Genomic DNA, 19,094 nt, shown 5'->3' with positions numbered 1-19,094 from the left:
ACTTTTTAAAAGGCTTAATTTATTCTGAAATTGATTTAAGTAAATTTTCGATAGTTTCTTTAGATTTTCTTACGTTTGCAGTGATATATTTTTGAGTTGTAATAATATTTGTATGGCCGAGCGTAAACGATACTTGCTCGATCGGAATTTTAAGGTAATTGATTGAATATGTGCCGATTAGATGCCTTATATCGTGCAATCTAATCTTAGGTAGATTATTTCTTTTAAGCAATGAGTTCCAACTCTTACGTAAATCTTGATATTTATCGTTTGTCATAGGGTTTACAAATACATAGCCGTTTAGCTTGTTTCGCTTCTTTGATTCGATGTATCGACGATAAAGGCGATCGTATAGATCATCGCTCATTTTATAGACCATGTCGCGCTTTGCTTTGTTGATTTTAAACGGGATAGTGTAAGTCCTGGTTTTAAAATTGATATCGCTAAATTTTAAACTTAATACTTCGTTTTTACGACGGCCGTGAAGCAGGAAAAAGAATATATCCGCGCTTGGCTCTTTGTTTTCTGAAATAGCCTTGATAAACTTCTTTTGGATCGAAACGCTATAATCAAAATATCTTTTATTGTCAAATTTAGGCAACTCGATAAAGTCGCAAGGATTTTTATTTATTATCTCTAATTTTAACGCGAGCTTAAAAATAACCTTGAGCTTTGCCAGGATATTTTTAACGGTCTTGATCTTGTAATCTTTTTTGATGAGATCGTTGCAAAATTTCTGCACGTCGATGAAATTTATCTCATTTACGCTTTTTAAACCTAAACCGTCTTGAAAATGCTTCTTATACGTAGCGATATCACTTCTAAGCGTAGAGGGGCTTAAAATTAGCTCGTAATACTCAAGATAGTTTTTAAAAAGCTCGTTAAGGATCATCAAAACTCATACTCCCTTAATCCGCGCTCGATAAAGTCCTCAAGGTCTGGATTATTTAGATCGTGCTTTGTGTTTCTTTTTGTGAATGAATTTAGACCTCGATCAAGCATTATGTTTTCAACGTAAGCAAGGTGCTGGATATTACAGTTAGCCTTATCGAGTTTTGAATAATAATTATATAACTCGTAATTTTTCATCCATAAAGGCGGTTTTTTGAATTCTTTTCGCTTTTTCATTGCTTCGCGTTTGATTTTTTCTCCCTCGCGTACATACCAGGCATCAACCCAGGCTTCAAGATCGGGTTTTATACTTTGGGAAGTTACGTTTTTAGGCGGTTTTTTACGATCATAACTATTTATAAGCCTATCGCAGGCATAATGTTCGAGTTTACCGTTATCATAAATGATAACTTCCTTGCGATCTGGGATATTTATGTATATATAATCGCTTTGTTTATCCCACTCGAGCACGTTATTATCGTCGTTTTTAAAGTTGTTTAAGTGATAAAAGTCTTGCATGGTAGAAATAAAATTGATTTTTCTATATACCCATAAAGGAACGTTATTTTGAGAAGTTAAAAAGCGTCTTACTTTGTGCTTTACATACCAGGCGGCAAGATCATCAAACTCCTGAGTTTTTTCTAAATTTATAAAGGTTTTTTGAATATACTTCATTACGTAGCCGGCGGGATTGTGGATAGAAGTCTGAAAACCATTTGTTTCGCCGTTGGCTATTTGCTCGCGTGAAATAGCGTCCACACGTAAATTTTGAGGCGCGTAAAATATATCCTTGTAAGAACGCCTAAGAAAATCTATCGTATGCCCGGGCACAAAAAGCAAAGCGTGGATATGCGGCACGCCGTCCTTTTTATGAGGCTCAAAGCACCTGATGTAAGACCTAGTGACGCCTTTAAAATGGCGATTATAACGCATAATAAGCAAATGCCACTGATAATTTAATATCGCGCATAAATCGCTAATCGTGAGCGCGACACCGTTTTTAACCTTGTATTTGACTTCAGTCGGCAAAAATTTCATATCTTTATCCCTAAATTTAGAATAATCGCCAGCAAGAGCGCCGCGAAAGCAGCCGTTAAGCGTAATCGTAAGAAATACCGGGCGCTGCGCGTAGTCTATCGCAAACGAGCCGAAAGTATTTACACGGTTTGCCACCTCTGCGTAATACTTACGGCTTAAATTTGCGGCCATAGAACAATCAAGCAAGCTTCTAAACTCTCCGAAATCATTAATAAAATTAAAACTTCGCATATAAGCTTTTTGCTTTTCTAGCTTTTTTTGACATTGAATCCGGTCAAATTCAGATATTCCAAACACACCCAACCTTAAAGGTAACAGATTATTATTAAATTGACAAGGCGGCGCGTTACTTCGCGCGCGCTACGCGCCGCGCTCAGTTTCCGCTCCGCTAAATCATTATAGATTTAAACTTTTTTTAAGCGTATGGATCTTTACGATTTTTTTGAAAGTTCATAACGCAACAAAATATTATCGTGGATCCTTACAAATATTATCGTGGATCCTCGATAATATGAAAACAAATTTTCAAATAACTTGAATTGTCAAAGTAACTACGGAATTAATGTCCTGGTCTTGCTCGACCGAAAAAAGATATTTAAGAATGAAAATATCTTTTAAAATGGGGATGCCGTTACGTTGCCTTACGGTATTGGTCTTATTGATACCTGAAAGCACCAAAACATCGCCGCGACGTAAAGAATACGAGCTTTTTAGCTCTTTTTTAGACGTCGTGGGGGTTAAGGTGTTTGAGCTTGATAAAAGATCCTCCAAAATAAGGTGTAAATCAAAATCCACGTGATCTTTAAGAATAACCGGCTTAAGAGTGATTTTAAGGCCGACATCTTTGTATTCATAACTATTCTGAGTCGTGGTCTGCGTCGCGGACGTTTGAGAATTTTGCACCAAATAAGGGATATTCTGCACCGCGCTAAAATAAACTTCGGTGTGGTTTTTGGCCGTCAAAAAAGGGCTGGATATAATTTTAGTCAGACCGTTGGTATCGAGAAAATTTAAGACGCCAAAAAAGCCCTCGCTATCGTTTCTTATAACGTTTGAGTTCGTAGTGTAGGGCGAAGTGATTAAATTTACATAGTAGGCCAAATCGCCGTGGTTTAGCGGCTTAAGCAAACTTTGAAGCTTTGTGCCGCGGTCTTTGATGTCTTTTAGGTTGGTCTCCGTAATCGTGAGCTTAAACTCGACTTGCTCCAGGGGCTTATCTATCCCGGCTACAGCTTGCTTGATTTGCTCGTAAACCGCATCGTCGGCGCGAAAAAATACAGAGTTTGAAGTCGTGGAGTAAGTCGCATTTAGCTCAAAATTTGCCATTATTCGGCGAACATCATCGACGATATAATTACTAAGGTCTATGCGCCTTAGATCGTAATCGGGCAACTTCTTATTCGTGATATAGTAAAAATTGTCCTTTTTATAAAAAAACAATCCTTTGGACTCAAGCATCTTTTGAAACATAGGTAAGCTTAAATTTGTTTCTTGCTGGAAAATAAAATAATAATAGCTGCCGTCGATGCTGTCGTCGGTTACTATGGTTATGTTGTTGGACTTACTTGCGAGCTGGGCAAAGCTTGCAAGATCGGTATAGATCATTTCGGCTTTTAAAAAGCAACTATTTAAAAATACTAGGACTAGGACCAGGAATATCTTTGCTAGATTTTTCATTTACGGCACCTTTATAAGAATTTGATATTTGTTTTAGGGGCTCGAGAACGTCCGAACCCAGGACGATAAAATATTCAGTCATATATTTGCTTTTAGTCGTAGAATAAAAATACAAAGGCTTAGAGCCTGAAATAGCATGAGAAATGAAACCGTAAGGAAAAGTGTATTTTTCGTTTGCGAATCTGCATACGTCATCGATACATGAAAGATTGTAAATATATGTTTGCGGGGTTTGGATTTTATCTTGAGCTTGCGGGGTCGGCTTAGGTTGATGAGCAGGGAGGGGATTAGCATTTAAATCAGAAAGTTGAGCGCCCGGAGACTCAAGGTCGGGCCGAGTTTCGGAAACATCGGAGCTTAAAGATTTAAGGAAAAAGTAAAAGTAAATAGACAGCGCAATAAATAAAAATAGGGCGAAATAGAAAAATTTGCGAACAAATGATTTTTGAGATGACGATTGTCCAGAGTGATAAAGATCAAATACTTCTTGCAAATAGGGAATATGAAATTTTTGCATTGCATCTTTTTGATACATCTTATAAGAACCGTAAAGGATATATCGAAATTTATTTTTAAATAGGCGTTTGGCACTATCTACGGCTTTTAAAAAATGCTCGGCTATACGCTTGTATTCATTGCTTATAAGGCTCAGATCTTGGGTAATAAGATAAATATCCTGGTATAAGTGGCGATGATAGGTAAGCCACCAAACCAGAACCGAATCTTCCTTGACTTTTAAAAAGTTGTGAGCCTCATCAAGGACTATAAAAACACCACTTAAATTTAGCTCTTTAGCACGCTCATTTAACTCCGCATCAGTAACTTTAGATAAATAAAGAGCGTAGAGTATAGACATATCAGCATAAAATTTATCAAAGTCAAATTTTATAAATTTCTCGTGTAGGTCAAATTTAAACTCATTAATATTGGTATAGCAATAGGTATATTCTTTTTGCTTATCAGATTTAATAAATTTGCTTAAAAAACCTTTTGCGGGTTTAAATAAAAAAAGCTGATAAATTTTAAAAACGGCGTAATAGGTTTTACCGCTTCCAGGATTGCCGACTAAGTAAGTTATCATATTAAAAACCTAAACATAAGTTTTAATAAGCCCTGAAATGCTATACCTAAGCTTTTCAAGTAGCTTAATGCCTATTTTTGCGCCAATCATAAGAAACAGAGATATAAAAATAGGCGCGTAAAGGTTGAAAACATCCCAAAAAGCTTTAAAGACTCCAAGCGAAGATAAGACGGCCAGTGCAATAGAAGTTATTTCATTACCGCCTGTAGGGGAAGTCAAACTTTTAGTAAAATTAAAAATATCAAATAACTGACCGAATAAAAAATTAGCAATCGCAAGCAACGCGCCAAAATATATAACCATGAGAGCAAACATAGCGATCTCGATTAGAACAATCTTGCTAAAAGCTATCTTTTTGATAACAAAGCCCGCAAGTTCGCCAAGCTTTAAACGACCGAATATCCAAGAAAGTGCAGAAAGTAAAGCAGGCACGATAAATCCCTTTAGATTGAAAATATCAAAAGCTTAAGAAATAATAAAAAGCCGCCGATAGCAAAACCAGCATAAAAGGCATAATATGAAATTTCAGAAGCTGGAGATACTATTTCGCAATAATCGACTACAACCTCTTGCGATTTACCGTTAGGGAGTAAAATTTGTTTTTTTATAGGACAAGTAGTTTTTATATTTGCCTGAACTTTTTCAAATCCTTTACCTTGAACGTTTTTAACGAACTGATCTATACTATCGCGTATACCGTCAAATTTGGATAAATTATCGTTTATATGCTTTTTAATACCGTCATAAAGACCGTCACGCTCTTTTCTTAGATCTTCGTCATTAAAATCATCTTTATTAAATTTAGCCTCTACGTCTTTATTTCCGCCGCCACCGTTATTATTACCGTCATTATTTGTAGAGTTTCCGTTACCCGGCTTTGGATTTGGTTTAGGATCGGGGTTTGGATTCGTATTATTTCCCGGGTTAGGGTTTGGTTTAGGATTTCCTTGGTTACCGCCGTTATTACCTTGATTGTTTCCTCCGCCGGGGTTGTTTGGATCGTCAGGATTAGTCTTATTATTGTCGGGATTTGGGTTGTCAGGCTTGGTTCTATTATCATCAGGTTTTTGATCGGGTTTATCATTACATTTTGGATTTATAAAAGGGATTTGAGAACCATCAGAACAAGAACCTTGAAGTTTACAATCCGAAGAAGAAGAGCCATCTTTACTCCAAAAAGTATTACCGCCGCCTAGACCAAAACCCGAACAAAAGCATTTTAAGACGGCAAAAGAATCTTTTTCACCGCTACAATCAATGCAACGGCCATCGGGAAGGCCGACTTTATTAATCTTACCGTCTTTAGAACAGTCTTTATAGCAAGTATTTGTTTGAGGATCCCACGACTGGCCGTCGGGGCATTTTTGGCACTGCTGCGTATCGGTGTTGAAATTTTCATCAGCCTCGCAACTTATTACTTTATTAATACTATATTTCCTATAGTATGAAAATTCAACCGGTAAAACATTCTTTGAACCTAAAACATAACTTCTAGAACAAGAACGAATATTATTAAAATCTGAACCTTCGCAAGGAATAGTTATTTTTTCAAATTTTGAGTCATAATAATATAAAGTAGAAATGTGAGACAAATTACCCTCGTAATAGTACCCGCTTGCATTACTTTTTGAAAGATTAAATATCAATTCATCAAAACGATAAACATATATATCATTATTTACTTTTAAAAAAGAGCTGTTTAAAATTTTTATATCAGATATAGGCTGCGCAGAAACGCCATAAGGTAAAAAACCTTGATTCGCCCGGTAGTTAAAACTATCATCGCCCAGAGACGAAAGATCTAAAGCAAAAGAGTTTATAAAGAAAAAAGTAAGGAGTAGTAGGATTTTAATCAAGCTTTGCATGGTGCGGACTTATAAAACCTTTTTCGTAAAAAGTACCAAGCCTGCAAAGACGGGTAAACAAATCAACATAAACCAGACCATAATCGAAAAGAAGTAATCAAAACTAAGAACGCCCGTAACTGTAAATACGCCTATTGACATCTTAAAAGCTCCTTTTCTTCGGTGTTGAGTTTGGATCAGCCTAAATTTTACTGACGACGAGAAAAATAAATAAACATAAAATAAAGCCACAAAGGATTCCGCTAAGGCTCATAAGGAAATGATATTCATTTAGGGATAAATTTAAATCATACATGAGGCTTAATCCAAACTCTTAAAAAGGTCTAAAGCTACGGCAACCTGCTTAACTACGGCAAAGAAACCGACAATAACGGCCATCAAACCATTAACGTAAATGCCGAGTTTAACAAGATCAATAAAATCATACATTTTAGAACTTTTTAAAAATTTCCCCTAAAGCAAAGCTAAAGGGGACAACGGCGCTATCTTAAAAGAGCAAGCCCTTTTTTCACGCCGAAAATAACGCCAAGAAGCGCAACAACAACACCAGCCAAGCCCATAAACGTAGCTTTGTCAATTTCACCAGAAACCGCACCGTCAGAGCCGATGGTTACGCCAGCAGCAGCAGCATTCATAGCGCCGATCGAACAAATGGCGACAACAGTAGCTATTTTACCCTTCACGGTAGAAAGAAACTTAGGCATATTAGCCTCCTTTATAAAAATTAAGCGGACGCGTACCACTTTGGCAAAAGCTGGAGTAAATCAGACTTTGCCAAAACAGTAAGCGAATGGCGGGGGGAGCGAACCCGCAAGCGGCTCCCCCTGCGACCCTGTTATGTGCGGCGGCGCGGGAACCCTTGCTCCCACGCTACGCGCCGCACTGCGAGCTTTTTTAAGAAAACAGAGTGGGTTCGATTTCGATATTGAGCTTGAAACCGCGAGACTCGACAAAATACAACAAATTCTTCACTTGTGCTTTAATGTCGCATACGTCATCGAGATAGCTGTCAAATTTACCTGTTCCGTCATCAAAGCTCCTAAATTCTCGCTCTGCTTCCTCAAAGTCGCGGTAAAATTTTTCAAAGAGTCCGACAAATCTGTCGGCGTTATAAGATTTTTTCATTTTTTCACCGCCTCCGTTAAAAAATCTTCGCAAGGAGTAAGCACGGTAACGAAATTATCCTTAGGAAAAGTGCCTAAAAAAAAGACCATTTCGCAAGAATCAAACTTTTTCAGAAAAAAATCGGCAACCCTTAAAGCGATAGAATCGTCGAGGCAAGGAATTTTAAAAAAAATAGATTGCACCTTACTTACGCCATCGACTTCAAAGGTATTTGAAGAATCAATAACAACGTAAGCGCGACCGTCATCCGCAACCGAACCGGAAGGCACAATCTTTACTTCACCGCGAAAAAGAGAATAATTGACAGAAAAGCTCATGTTATGCCCCCTTAGAAGCTTTATCGATTGGCTTTGAGTCAAAAAGGAAAAATTCATAAGGCTCAGCTACGGATATAATACGCTGATCGCCGACAGGGAAACCGCCGTGTAAAACAATCGGCCCCTTTTTAAGTTTTTCGCGCACCGCATTCCCAACGAGCCCGGCGGTAGTATCGTCCGGGCAAATGATTTTAAAAACTACGGGTTGCTGAATACTATCTATAATGCCGGTCTTTTTATTCTCGACATCATAAACGTTTACGGTAGATATTCGGACAGACGAGGAGTAGTCATTACCCTCAAATTTACCGGAAGCGGAACTTCTAATAAGCCCCTTAAAAAGTGTGTAGGTTAATTCGTAACCTTTATCGACTAATTCCATAATGGCACCTTCCCTTAAAAGAAATTTACGGCTAAATTACCCCGCCGGAAAGTGCCGTAAACCTACAAGCGGGGGAACAGTTTAACGCCGTATTCAGGGCGGAATTCCATATTTTTTGATATAATTTCATTGCAAACAAAAAACCAAAAAATATTTATGCACAATAATTGTGCATTTGGATAGTGAAATGATAAATAAAAAAACCTTAATAATTAATAAAATGCAAAATAATTTGTCAAAAAGTATGAAAAATGACTAGACAAGAATTAGCAGAAAAATTAAATATCACAAGAAACACTCTCACAAACTGGGAAAAAGAAAAGCCTGAACTAGTACGTTTAATAAATCAAGGATTAGCGCTAGATGAACAAATTTTAGAAACAAAGAAATTTTTAGAGAAACTAGAAAAAATAAAAGAAAAAGCAAGCAACGAAAAAATAAATATAAAGAAATAATTTGAGAAGACCAAGAAAATACTATTCAAAGAAAGATAAGGAAGATACCCAGCTAGCAATTTTTATAACCATAGCAATATTCGCAATAATCGGTTATTTTGCAACCCATCCAGAAATAGTAAATATGATAAAAAAGGCTTTTATTATAATCTTGATTATTTGTATAATAGGAGCCATAATATATTTTACAGCTAAATTTCTATTAAAAGACACAAGAGAAAATTTAAAAAACACTGAAGCACACGGCCAAATAAACACAAAAAATTTTATAGATCAAACAAATCAAAAAACTAAAGATATAACGGAAGAATACGAGAAAATAAAACAAGAGGCAAAAAATACAAATTTTCAAAAAGTCGCAAAAACCGAAGCCGAAAAAATCCAAAAAGGTAAACAATACGAATACGACGTAAAGTGTTTTTTTGAGCAAAGAGATTACAAGGTATATCCAAACGGCTATATAAACGGAGTCAAAGACGAAGGAATAGACCTGATAGCATACAAAGACAACGAAGCGGTTTTAGCACAATGTAAAAATTGGGCTAATCCACCAAAGCAAGATATCATAAAAAAATTTGTAGCCGATACGGATCTATTTGTAAACAAAAATCAAGAAAAATTTAAAAATAAGCGAATCCGAAAAATTTTCTTTACAAGCTGCCGACAAATGGACTACGGAACAAAAATTTTCCTGGAAGAATACAATCAATACAATCAGATCAAAATAGAATACGTGATATATAAAAAATAAATTAGGGGAAACCCCTAATTTATTTAAAATCCCCAACGGGGTAAAAATTCGGAGAGTTATGAAACTTTTAAAAAAATAGTTTCAAACCCCAACGGGGTAAAATCTCTCAAACTGATAAATTTAGAGAAATCCGAATTAACTAAAACAATAGTTTCAAACCCCAACGGGGTAAAATCTCTCCGACTGATGAAATAATACCTCTTATCATATTAAAAAAAACTTAATTATCGTTCTTTTTTTTGTATCCAAAATACTTAATTAAAACCGAACGGTCGGCGTCTTTTAAAAAACGCACCAAATTTTTTCTATAATCGCCTTTTGAAGCATTCCACCCCAAAAGGGTCGGGTATGGAATACCCGTAATTTCCGAAACTTCTTTAAGAGTCATCTTAAAACCTATACATATAATCAACCATCAAGCCAACCTTCTTGACGATATTCCTCTTCGGAAATTTCAAAAGCATCTTTCCCGGCAAGAGCAACGGCTAAAATTTTCCCATCCTCAAGAACAATAAAATGACCTATATCGTAATTTCCCCCAGGCTGAGTATCACGAGACAAAGTACGATAAATATAATATTTCTCACTATTTTTAGTAGAAACGCAGCGCTGAACTCGCCTTTGTAACTTTACGTCAAACCAGGAAACAACGTCTCCATCATCAACATAACAATATCGACCACGATCATAATGAAAAAAGCGAACATAATAGTGCCCTTTTTTATCAAAACTCTTACGATGACGAGGAGTAACCCTCGTCTGCCAACCGCTTACTATATTTTCCATCTACTCCTCCACAAATTTTGTAATAGAATTCTGTAAATTATCGTCTTCTACAATAAACCTTACTTCTTTGCCGTCTCTATCTTTTGCAGTAGCCCAACCGCTAGTAGCGCTATCCCAACCCATATCAAAATCGCTAAAATAAACCCTAGCCGCCAAGATATATCCTATACGCTCACTAAATCTATTATAACCATTACCATCAAAAGTAGCGTATTTTTCAATCTCTCCATACTCTCTAACGCGCTCAATTTGAATTCTATCTCGCTCAACATAGAAAACTCTGCGATCAAAATCCACAATCTTTGTAAAAACTGTTTTTTTCATATTATCTCCTTTTTTTGTTTTAATAAAAGAATTATAACAAAATATAGCTTAAATATTACTTAAAATATATGAAATAGATATAAAAAGATATAAAATAAATATTTTTATTTTTCCTAAAAAAGCACATAATTCTCATAACCCGAAGGTCGGCGGTTCAAATCCGTCCTCCGCAACCAAAACTAATTTTTCTTCATTTACTCCAGAGAAAATTGTTTATGAGCTTTAATCTTTCAAAAATTTTAATCGTTTTGTTGTTGTTCTTAATCGTTTTGCTGGCTTTAAAGCTATTTAAAAAGCAAAAAATCAAACAAACTAGATACAAAAGCGATAGCGGCTACATTGTAAAAAGTCGTGCTGAGCTGATTATTGCAAATTGGCTATTTTATAGAGGAATAGATTTTATCTACGAAAAGAAAACTCCGACAAAAGAACGTGTAATTAGTGATTTTTATCTGACGCAAAGCGATGTTTATATCGAATTCTGGGGCCTTGAGACGCCGCAATATTTAAAAAGAAAAAGTAAAAAAATTAAAATTTACAAAAAAAATCGTCTAAAACTAATCCAAATGGATGATGGTAGTCTACACGATCTAAATACATTTTTTGCCAAAGAATTCAAAAAATTTAAATCAAATTAATTTTTTACGCTTAAGATAAGTTAAAACCCTCAAACTACTACGAGTAGGAGTAGGAGGTAATATAGATATTGTTAAGTTCCTTTGAGTCTAAATTTATATAAGCTTTTTACTAGTTTGTTTTGTTAAAAGGTAAAATACAGACTATTTTTGCTATTTTGTATTGAAAACTATAATTTTCAAACAAATATTTATATCTCTTTTACATTGCTTCAATACCTTCATAAAAAACCGAAAATACGGTACTTTCAAACATTTTACCTTTTGTATTAAAACAATTTATCCGTTAAATTTCATGCTAAATTTAACGGATAATTTTTATGTTTATTTTGCTAAATATTTTGCTTGTTATTGTATGTTTTTTGAGATGATTTTTGAAGTAATTAAGTCGATGAAAAATGCAGGAATAAAATAGAGCTTTTAATCAGCCCTATTTTTTATGTTTTTTAGGATAGTCAAAAAACAGAGCTTTTGCACCGTGTTCTTTTAGTTCTTTAAAGCTACCGTCAAATTCAACGCAAAAGATGCCGCATGTAGGGATATTTCCGATAGCGGCATCGCTTAAAAGCTCACAAATTTCAGTTATAGCGTCGTTGTGGGCTATGACAAATATGCTATGAAATTTGTCGTCAAGCTCTCTTACAAAAGTCAAAAGATCATGCGTCTGCGCTCCGTATAGCTCATCTTTAAATTTGATTTTCTTCTTAAATTTGACTGCTTCGGCTAGCTTTTGAGCCGTTTTGGCGCAGCGTTTGGCGGGACTGGCAAATATAGCGTCCGCCTTTACCTCATGTTTTTTTAGCCGCTCGCACATCAGAGCTAGGTCTTTTTTGCCGCGTTCGCTTAGATCGCGCTCAAAGTCGTTGCTTTCGCCCTCTTCTACGGCTTTTGCGTGCCTGATAAAGTAGATTTTTTTCATTTATTCCGCCTTTTTGGCCTTTGATAGATTTTTTATGTGCTCGATCTCTGCCTCGCTAAAGCCTGATTTTAGGCGTGCGCTAACGTTTAGTTCGCGAGACTGCAAAAAGGCTTTAGGGTAGATTTTTTGCACGATTTGCGCGTAAATTTCGGGGCTTACGCCCTCTTTTTCACAGGCAAATTTAAACCAACGATCGCCCTTTGAGACGTGCGAGATCTCCTCGTCTAAGATGACTTGCAAAATTTCGCAAAGACGTGCCTTGCTCTCGTCTTTTTCACGCTCGGTTTCCAGCTTTTTTAGCATAAAAGCGTTTGCGTCAAGGCCGTTTGCCTCCATGTATCTAGGCAGCACCGCCATGCGCTCAAGCAGCGATGCGGAGGTATTTTGCAAAGCGATAAAAAGCCCGTCGTGCACGGTAAAATCGCCGTATTTCACGTCAAATTTAGCCATGTGATCCTCGATCATCTTAAAGTGCTTGATCTCATCCTCGGCGACCTCTAGCCAGTCGTCATAGTAGGCTTTTGGTAGCGCGCGGAAGCGATACGCCGCATCTAGCGCGATATCTACGGCGCTGTATTCGATGTGCGCGATCGAGTGAAGGAAGGCTTTTTGCTTGTCCGCTTGCTTTTTGCCGCCGATTTCTCTCATCGCTACGACCTCGCAAAATGCCGCGTAGCTTGGGCGCTCGAGCGGTTTTATCTCGTCAAATTTACCGCTCTCTTCTATCTGTGCGTCAAATTTACCGGCCTTGTATTCGGCGTAAAATCGTTTAAATTTATCAAATTTAAGCTCCTTGTCGCCGCACTCTAAAATTTCCCAAATTTGATCGAAAAATCTCATTTTATCACCTTAAATTTTACCCCGAAATATCCTAAAGCAAAGCCGATAATATGCGCGTACCAGGCGACGTTTACGCCCATGGCTACGGGTGCGAAGCTCATTAGCAAGATGGCGATTATTAGCCCTTTTCTGCTGCTTGCGTCCAAAAACGCCAAAACTCCTAGCAGCATGCTGATTGCGCCGCTAGCTCCTACTAAATTTATAAAAGTTCCGTTAGTTTTAAACATAATATAAATATAAACAAAACTAAGCAGCGAGGTCAAAACGCCTCCGACGCAGTAGATGACGGCGAATTTTTCGCTGCCGTAGCACCGCTCAAGAAGCGATCCAAACTGATACAAAACAGCCATATTCATCAGCAGATGGGCTAAATTTGCATGCATAAACATCGAAGTCGCCGGCTGCCAGACGAAAAGCCCGTCTATAAAAAACATATTTAACCCAAGCGTCGCGTTGTTGCCGCAAATGCCGCAGTAAACGGCAAAATATACTAGACAATTTAACGCGATGAGCGATATCGTAGCTTTCAAAAACGGCTCCTTTTTAAAGGCTTTATCATATAAAATTTAGACATAAATTTAGCTAAAAATTAACCTTGCCAAAGCCGGCGAATCTGTTTGACGTTAGGCAAGCAGCGTCGCCGCCTTTGCACGCTATGATGTAGGAGTTTACCTCTTTGCCGCCCATTTTATGGCTATTTTTTTGAAATAAATTTATAAATCCGCTTTTATTTTTGCCCCTGCTATTATGCATAAATCTTATAGTTCCGTCGTCTTCTATGCGGTCTATGATGCCAAGGTGGGTTATGATTTGTTTATTTTTGTCTTTGGTTTGGCTCGTAGTGTTATTAAAAAACACCAAATCTCCGAGCTTTGGGCTTGTTTGCGAGATCAAATTTCGCTTTTTGTAAAAATTGTAAATGGCTTGAGATTTCGATCCGTTTTCGTCGTAAAATTTGAGCAAATTCGTCTCAAAAAAGTAGACGTTATTTATGTTTTTATTTACGAGCGAGACGAAACCAGAGCAGTCTCCGCCGTCTTTTTTACCTAAAAATCCTTGCATAAAATTTGAAAGCGCTTTACCGCCTAAATAGTTAAATACGTCTTGCTGCGAGTTTAAAAATCTCGCGTTTAAAATCTGTCCGCTTTGATCGGTCGGGTAAATTTTGGGCGTATTGTTCGCGCAACCGCTAAAAATCAAAGCCGCAATCGGCGCTAGCGGTAAAAAAATGGTAAATTTCATTTAAATAATCCTATTTTATATTTGAATTTCAAGGCGAAGTATCTTGTGATAAATTTAAATGATCTAGAAATTTTCGACCGAAGATAGAACATAATAGTTCATCAAGGGAGAAAATTTCTAGATCATTTAAATTTACCCAAGAGACAAGCCGTAGAGACGAGCCGCCTAAAAGCAGGATTATATAAATAAATCGGTAAATATCGGCATAAATTTAAATTTATAAGCTAAATTTCACTATACTTTGGGTTTTATTTAAGGATTTAAGAATATGTATTACCTAGAAATCGAAGGAAACGCAAAACTTGGCGGCGAGGTCGCCATAAGTGGTGCGAAAAACGCCGCCCTGCCACTCATAGCCGCGGCTCTAATCATAAAAAACGACGTGATGCTAAAAAACATGCCAAATGTCGCGGATATAAAAACATTGGCGACACTGCTGGTAAATTTGGGCGCAAAGTGCGAATTTGCTGACGATCACACTCTAAAAATCAACTCAAACTACGTTAGCTCCACGAAGGCTAACTACGACATTGTGCGTAAAATGCGCGCCTCCATCCTGGTTCTTGGTCCGCTGCTAGCTAGGTTTGGCCACTGCGAGGTGAGCCTGCCGGGCGGCTGCGCGATCGGACAAAGACCGATCGATCTGCACTTAAGCGCGCTTGAAAAGATGGGCGCAAACATCGAGATAAAACAAGGCTACGTCGTCGCCACGGCGCCTGACGGGCTAAAGGGCGCGCAGATCGTGTTTGACAAGATCACGGTAACTGGCAGCGAAAACATCATAATGGCTGCCGCGCTCGCTCACGGTACGACGCATCTGATCAACGTCGCCAAAGAGCCCGAGGTGGTGCAGCTTTGCGAGGTTTTGGCCGCAGGCGGCGTAAAGATCGAGGGTATAGGCACGGACGAGCTCGTGATCGAGGGCACGGATAGGCGCTTGCTGGACGTCGGCGAGATAACGGTCATCCCCGATAGGATCGAGGCGGGCACGTATCTTTGCGCCGGAGCGATCACAAACTCGCAAGTAACTATCGCGAACGCCAATGCCGCGCATCTGCGAGCCGTGCTTACTAAATTTAACCAAATGGGCTTTGAAACCGTCGTGGACGGCGATAAAATCACGATAATGCCGGCTAAAAACGTAAATCCCGTCGAGATCGTGACGACGGAGTTTCCGGGATTTCCGACCGATATGCAGGCGCAGTTTATGGCGCTCTCGCTCGTGGCAAACGGCGTTAGCACGATCGACGAGAGGCTTTTTGAGAACCGCTTTATGCACGTTAGCGAGCTCACGCGTATGGGTGCGGATATCCGTCTAAACGGCCACATCGCGACGATCTACGGCGGAGGCGAGATAAACGCCGCAGACGTGATGGCTACCGATCTGCGCGCAAGCTCTGCCCTGGTGCTAGCAGCCCTTGCCGCAAACGGAACTAGCCGCGTGCACAGAATTTATCACCTAGATAGAGGCTACGAGGGGCTAGAGCGCAAGCTAGCGGCTCTGGGCGCAAAAATACGCAGGCTGGAGGAGTAAAATGACGCTAGAGCTTGCTCAAAATTTGATCCTAGAAAAAGCTAAATTTAACGGCTGCGGCGAGTTTGCGAGCCTTGAGCGCGCGACGGGCAAAATTTTAGCGCAGGACGTCGTTGCCGTTAAAAATTTGCCCTCCTTCGACAACGCCGCGATGGATGGCTACGCGCTTAATTTTGATGATTTTAGCGAGCCGCTAAGCGTCGCGGCAACCGTGCTGGCTGGCGACGAGGCCGAGATCACGCTAAAAAAAGGCGAATGCGTAAAGATAATGACCGGCGCTAAAATGCCGACAAACGCCGACACCGTAGTGCCTTTTGAGGATGCTATTTTGCAGGACGGCAAACTCTCGCCGCAAAGCAAAGTCAAAAAATTTAACGCTCTAAGATATAAGGGCGAGGAGGTTAAGGCGGGCGAAATTTTGCTAAAAAAAGGCGAAATTTTAACGCCCGCAAGAGTAATGATGCTAGCTGCTCAAGGCATCTACTGCGTCTGCGTAGAGCGCGAGCTAAAGATCGGTATATTTTCAAGCGGCGATGAAGTGGTCGAGCCGTGGCAAAGCGCTAGCGAGGAGCAAATCTACAACGCAAACGGCGCAGGCATCGCATCTTTGCTTCAAAGCTTCGGCTTTGCTAGCTCGTACGCGGGAATCATAAAAGACGACTTAGAAAGCACGACACGAGCGCTAGAGGCGACCGAATTTGACGTCATCATAACAAGCGGCGGAGCGAGCAAGGGCGAGGCTGATTTTATGAAAACGGCGCTTTTAAATTTAGGCTTTAGCGAGCTTTTTGACGGCGTAAATATCCGACCCGGGCGACCGAGCAAAGCGTTTATAAAAGATAAAAAAATCGTCTTTATCCTGCCGGGAAATCCAATGGCTGCGTTTTTGATGTGCTTTTTGCTAGTCGTTCCTTTTTTAAAGGGCGTACAGCTTGAAAAATTTGACGCCGCCCTAAATCAAGACGTAAAAATAAAATCTGGACGCCAAAATATCGTGCTCGGTAGCTTTTGCGAGGGCAAATTTAGCGTGACGGATAATAATAAATTCGGCTCCGGCATGATAACTCCGCTTATCAAAAGTAACGCCGTTTTGGTAACAAGCGAAAGCCTCGGCGAGCTAAAATCGGGCGAAATCTTAAAAATTTTGAAATTTTCTTGACAAATGAAAACGTTTTTGCTAAAATTGCGACTTCTCAAACGGTGCGGGAATAGCTCAGGGGTAGAGCACAACCTTGCCAAGGTTGGGGTCGCGAGTTCGAATCTCGTTTCCCGCTCCATTTTTTTCTTACTATTTTTTCCCATTTTTTTATTTTCTTCAGATTTAGCGCTTTGGCCGATGTATTGCGTTTCAAATGGTAAAATCACGCTTGCGGACTTGGGTTTTACGGATAAAAGTGACGAGATTTTAAATTTAGGCGAAAACAAAGCCGCAAAAATAAATTCGCAAAATTTAGCAGAGATTTTAAAAAAACGAGGCGTAGAGCTTGAGGACAAAAGCGGCGGAGAGACGATATTTGTAAAAAACTGCGACGCGTTAGCTCTCGTGCAGCGCGCGTTTTTGCAAGAGGTTACGAGTGAGTTTAAGGGGCTACAGTTCGTCAAATTTCCGCTTATCGAGCCCCAAAACGAACTTCCTAAAAACTTCCACGAATACAAATTCGATAAAATTTACGTAAATAAAATTAATCCAAAAGGCAGCTTTAGAGCCGGTTTTATCACGCCAAACGGCTCGCAGCCAAGCGTATTTTTTAGATACGAGATTAGTGCTAAAATGCCGGTTTTAAGGACTATCAAGCCGCTTGTGACGCGCCAAATGCTAGGTATCGGGGACTTTGCAAAGGACTGGGTCGAGCTTGGCGAGTTTAGCCCCGACATGATGAGCGATGCGCCAAATGCTAGGCTAGCGGCCAAACAAAACATAAAAAGCGGCGAAGTGTTGCGGTTACGGCAGTTTACCCCGCTACCGCTCATAAAAAAAGGCGAGCGCGTTAATGCCGTGCTTAGCGACGGGGCGCTTAGCATTATCGTCGAGGTCACGGCGCTAGAAAACGGCAATCTAGGCGAGACTATCAAGGTTAAAAATAACGACAAAAAGGTCTTTAGCGCGCAAATCATCTCGAAAAAACAGGATGATAAGATGAAAATTTTTCTAGGTATCAGCGGTGCAAGCGGCGTAAATCTGGGGCTAAAGCTCGCCCGCGAGATAGCAAAAAGAAGCGAGCTACATCTGTGCGTGAGTAAAAACGCAATGAACGTGCTAGAAAAAGAGCTAAATTTTACGGATTTTTTTTATAAAAACGGTTCGGACGTAAATTTTCAAAATTTAGAACAAAATTTGACGCCCTGTAATAAAAATGACTCGCATGCGCACGAAGACGCAAAATTTGCAAATTTTGGCTCCGCCCAAGGCGAGCTAGATTTTGGAGGCGGAGATGAAAGATCGCAAAACCAAAGCGTCAAATTTGCGGATAATGCGCAAGATTTGAGCGATAACGGTTTAAAATTTGCCGGTTTAGATAACTATACTCTCGATGCAAACTGGCAAATTTGTAAATCTAATGACGGCGAAAAAAACGCAAGCCCTAACGATGAAATCGCAAGCAAATTTGACGAGCGTAAATTTCAAAACCAATGCAGTATTGATAAAAACCGCGTTCAAAAAGACGCCAAACAAGACGAAATTTATCAAATTTGGCAAGATTTGCAAAATCGCGCCGCCATCCATGGCGACTCCGATCTGGCCGCAGCGCCGAGCTCGGGCTCGTTTGGCATAGACGCTACTATCGTCGCGCCTTGCTCTATCAACACCCTAGCCAAAATCCACGCCGGCTTTGCCGATACGCTGATAACTCGCGCCGCCGCAGTCGCATTAAAGGAGCGAAAGAGGCTGGTTTTGGGCGTTAGAGAGATGCCGTTTTCTACGCTAGCGCTAGAGCACGCGGCAAAGCTCTCCGCTCTTGGCGCCGTTATCGCGCCGCCCGTTTTGGGTTATTATTCTGGTCAAAGTAGCCTTGAAGATATGGAAAATTTTATCGTCGGCAAATGGCTTGACCTGCTAGACATCAAACACCGAATTTATCAAAGATGGTCGTAGGCACGCAGTTAAAAATTAGTATTTATCGTTAAATTTGACGTAATTTGCTTAATCCATCTAAAATATATGCCGTCTATTGTATTTAATCTAAATAAACATCGTTTTTACTGCTCTTTAGCCTACTTAAAGCCGCGCATT

Annotated in this window: 23 protein-coding genes, 1 tRNA gene and 1 pseudogene; 8 read left to right on the top strand and 17 right to left on the bottom strand. The window is 39.4% G+C overall.

Annotated elements, in window-relative coordinates:
- Window positions 1-19: 19 nt before the first annotated feature.
- The 10 genes from Q0218_RS07870 to Q0218_RS07825 form a co-directional block, all read right to left on the bottom strand.
- Window positions 20-892: a tyrosine-type recombinase/integrase gene (locus Q0218_RS07870; protein ID WP_297968449.1), complete on the bottom strand. Its 873-nt coding sequence runs from the start codon at window positions 890-892 to the stop codon at window positions 20-22.
- Complete coding sequence (locus Q0218_RS07865) at window positions 892-2,160, bottom strand: hypothetical protein (RefSeq protein WP_297968401.1); 1,269 nt, start codon at window positions 2,158-2,160, stop codon at window positions 892-894. The genes Q0218_RS07870 and Q0218_RS07865 overlap by 1 nt, the downstream gene beginning before the upstream one ends.
- 294 nt (window positions 2,161-2,454) lie before the next feature.
- Window positions 2,455-3,606, bottom strand: a complete 1,152-nt coding sequence (locus tag Q0218_RS07860; protein ID WP_297968399.1) for a type II and III secretion system protein — start codon at window positions 3,604-3,606, stop codon at window positions 2,455-2,457.
- Complete coding sequence (locus Q0218_RS07855; protein WP_297968397.1) at window positions 3,554-4,687, bottom strand: zonular occludens toxin domain-containing protein; 1,134 nt, start codon at window positions 4,685-4,687, stop codon at window positions 3,554-3,556. Before Q0218_RS07855 ends, Q0218_RS07860 begins: the two co-directional genes overlap by 53 nt.
- 9 nt (window positions 4,688-4,696) lie before the next feature.
- Window positions 4,697-5,119, bottom strand: a complete 423-nt coding sequence (locus Q0218_RS07850; RefSeq protein WP_297968395.1) for a hypothetical protein — start codon at window positions 5,117-5,119, stop codon at window positions 4,697-4,699.
- Window positions 5,120-5,130: 11 nt separating this feature from the next.
- The gene (locus Q0218_RS07845) at window positions 5,131-6,552 is read right to left on the bottom strand and encodes a hypothetical protein (RefSeq protein ID WP_297968393.1); all 1,422 of its coding nucleotides are present in this window, start codon (window positions 6,550-6,552) and stop codon (window positions 5,131-5,133) included.
- Window positions 6,553-7,034: 482 nt separating this feature from the next.
- Window positions 7,035-7,256: a hypothetical protein gene (locus Q0218_RS07840; protein WP_297968390.1), complete on the bottom strand. Its 222-nt coding sequence runs from the start codon at window positions 7,254-7,256 to the stop codon at window positions 7,035-7,037.
- Window positions 7,257-7,446: 190 nt separating this feature from the next.
- Window positions 7,447-7,677, bottom strand: coding sequence for a hypothetical protein (locus Q0218_RS07835; protein ID WP_297968387.1), 231 nt, complete (start codon window positions 7,675-7,677; stop codon window positions 7,447-7,449).
- Window positions 7,674-7,994 (bottom strand): hypothetical protein, encoded by a 321-nt coding sequence (locus tag Q0218_RS07830; protein WP_297968385.1) that lies wholly within the window; start codon window positions 7,992-7,994, stop codon window positions 7,674-7,676. Before Q0218_RS07830 ends, Q0218_RS07835 begins: the two co-directional genes overlap by 4 nt.
- A 1-nt stretch (window position 7,995) precedes the next feature.
- A complete protein-coding gene (locus tag Q0218_RS07825) occupies window positions 7,996-8,376 on the bottom strand; it encodes a hypothetical protein (RefSeq protein ID WP_297968383.1) in 381 nt (126 codons plus the stop codon).
- 251 nt (window positions 8,377-8,627) lie between these two features.
- On the opposite strand from Q0218_RS07825, the gene Q0218_RS07820 reads away from it, so the two are divergent.
- Together Q0218_RS07820 and Q0218_RS07815 are read left to right on the top strand one after the other, a co-directional pair.
- Window positions 8,628-8,831, top strand: coding sequence for a helix-turn-helix domain-containing protein (locus Q0218_RS07820; protein ID WP_297968382.1), 204 nt, complete (start codon window positions 8,628-8,630; stop codon window positions 8,829-8,831).
- Window position 8,832: 1 nt separating this feature from the next.
- Window positions 8,833-9,582 (top strand): restriction endonuclease, encoded by a 750-nt coding sequence (locus Q0218_RS07815; protein WP_297968380.1) that lies wholly within the window; start codon window positions 8,833-8,835, stop codon window positions 9,580-9,582.
- A gap of 220 nt (window positions 9,583-9,802) precedes the next feature.
- On the opposite strand, the gene Q0218_RS07810 is transcribed toward Q0218_RS07815, so the two are convergent.
- From Q0218_RS07810 to Q0218_RS07800, 3 genes are read right to left on the bottom strand one after another with little or no spacing between them, the layout of a single operon-like run.
- Entirely contained in the window at window positions 9,803-9,970 is a 168-nt protein-coding gene (locus tag Q0218_RS07810) for a hypothetical protein (protein ID WP_297968378.1), read from the bottom strand.
- Window positions 9,971-9,990: 20 nt separating this feature from the next.
- Window positions 9,991-10,368 (bottom strand): hypothetical protein, encoded by a 378-nt coding sequence (locus Q0218_RS07805; RefSeq protein WP_297968376.1) that lies wholly within the window; start codon window positions 10,366-10,368, stop codon window positions 9,991-9,993.
- Window positions 10,369-10,692 carry a hypothetical protein gene (locus Q0218_RS07800; protein ID WP_297968374.1) on the bottom strand — a complete coding sequence of 108 codons (324 nt, stop codon included), beginning with the start codon at window positions 10,690-10,692 and terminating at the stop codon, window positions 10,369-10,371. It lies immediately after the preceding gene.
- Between the two features lie 215 nt (window positions 10,693-10,907).
- On the opposite strand from Q0218_RS07800, the gene Q0218_RS07795 reads away from it, so the two are divergent.
- Window positions 10,908-11,330, top strand: coding sequence for a helicase IV (locus tag Q0218_RS07795; RefSeq protein WP_297968372.1), 423 nt, complete (start codon window positions 10,908-10,910; stop codon window positions 11,328-11,330).
- Between the two features lie 427 nt (window positions 11,331-11,757).
- Here the strand turns inward: Q0218_RS07795 and Q0218_RS07790 are convergent, their stop codons facing one another.
- From Q0218_RS07790 to Q0218_RS07775, 4 genes are read right to left on the bottom strand one after another with little or no spacing between them, the layout of a single operon-like run.
- Window positions 11,758-12,246: a histidine phosphatase family protein gene (locus Q0218_RS07790; protein ID WP_297968368.1), complete on the bottom strand. Its 489-nt coding sequence runs from the start codon at window positions 12,244-12,246 to the stop codon at window positions 11,758-11,760.
- Complete coding sequence (locus Q0218_RS07785; RefSeq protein WP_297968365.1) at window positions 12,247-13,086, bottom strand: ferritin-like domain-containing protein; 840 nt, start codon at window positions 13,084-13,086, stop codon at window positions 12,247-12,249.
- Window positions 13,083-13,616, bottom strand: a complete 534-nt coding sequence (locus Q0218_RS07780; RefSeq protein WP_297968361.1) for a rhomboid family intramembrane serine protease — start codon at window positions 13,614-13,616, stop codon at window positions 13,083-13,085. The genes Q0218_RS07785 and Q0218_RS07780 overlap by 4 nt, the downstream gene beginning before the upstream one ends.
- Before the next feature lie 52 nt (window positions 13,617-13,668).
- Window positions 13,669-14,328, bottom strand: coding sequence for an NlpC/P60 family protein (locus Q0218_RS07775; protein ID WP_297968358.1), 660 nt, complete (start codon window positions 14,326-14,328; stop codon window positions 13,669-13,671).
- A 268-nt stretch (window positions 14,329-14,596) separates the two neighbouring features.
- Between Q0218_RS07775 and murA the strand changes: the two genes are divergently transcribed.
- The 5 genes and pseudogenes from murA to Q0218_RS07750 all read left to right on the top strand — a co-directional run bounded on the left by murA (window position 14,597) and on the right by Q0218_RS07750 (window position 18,956).
- Window positions 14,597-15,862, top strand: coding sequence for a UDP-N-acetylglucosamine 1-carboxyvinyltransferase (gene murA, locus Q0218_RS07770; RefSeq protein WP_297968354.1), 1,266 nt, complete (start codon window positions 14,597-14,599; stop codon window positions 15,860-15,862).
- 1 nt (window position 15,863) lies between these two features.
- Window positions 15,864-17,021 carry a molybdopterin molybdotransferase MoeA gene (locus Q0218_RS07765; RefSeq protein WP_297968351.1) on the top strand — a complete coding sequence of 386 codons (1,158 nt, stop codon included), beginning with the start codon at window positions 15,864-15,866 and terminating at the stop codon, window positions 17,019-17,021.
- A gap of 43 nt (window positions 17,022-17,064) precedes the next feature.
- Window positions 17,065-17,139: transfer RNA gene (locus Q0218_RS07760), tRNA-Gly, on the top strand.
- A gap of 59 nt (window positions 17,140-17,198) precedes the next feature.
- Window positions 17,199-17,975, top strand: a pseudogene (gene flgA, locus Q0218_RS07755) (flagellar basal body P-ring formation chaperone FlgA); the annotation flags it as partial.
- 24 nt (window positions 17,976-17,999) lie between these two features.
- A complete protein-coding gene (locus Q0218_RS07750) occupies window positions 18,000-18,956 on the top strand; it encodes a UbiX family flavin prenyltransferase (protein WP_297968448.1) in 957 nt (318 codons plus the stop codon).
- The last annotated feature ends 138 nt before the right edge of the window (window positions 18,957-19,094 follow it).

The organism is uncultured Campylobacter sp., from assembly GCF_938039245.1.
Lineage (GTDB): Bacteria > Campylobacterota > Campylobacteria > Campylobacterales > Campylobacteraceae > Campylobacter_A.
This window is presented reverse-complemented; position numbering and strand designations above follow the sequence as displayed.